Source organism: Klebsiella sp. K47 (genome assembly GCF_051858335.1).
In the GTDB taxonomy this organism is placed as follows: domain Bacteria; phylum Pseudomonadota; class Gammaproteobacteria; order Enterobacterales; family Enterobacteriaceae; genus Klebsiella; species Klebsiella pneumoniae.
In genome coordinates, this window is sequence record NZ_JBPYUI010000280.1 from 1 (window position 1) to 234 (window position 234).

1 protein-coding gene is annotated in these 234 nt (G+C 41.9%); it reads left to right on the top strand.

Translation table 11 applies throughout. The features are described from left to right. Positions 1 to 234 (top strand): ABC transporter substrate-binding protein (locus tag RRF55_RS28035; RefSeq protein ID WP_439419304.1); only part of this gene is annotated, 234 nt, incomplete at both ends.

Sequence of the window (234 nt, forward strand, 5' to 3'; positions counted from 1 at the left end):
CTTCGGTCAAACCGATTTTAGGTTCAGGCCCTTACCTCTTAGAGAAAATCAATGCAGGGCAGCGGGTTATTTATAAGCGTAATCCAAAGTATTGGGCCAGAGATTTAAAGGTCAACCAAGGGCGTTATAATTTTAACCGCGTGGGTTATGTATATTATCGCAGCAAAGATATTGCTTTTACTGCGTTTAAGGCGGGTTTATATACTTTGCATGAGGAAGAGTCCGCACGACAAT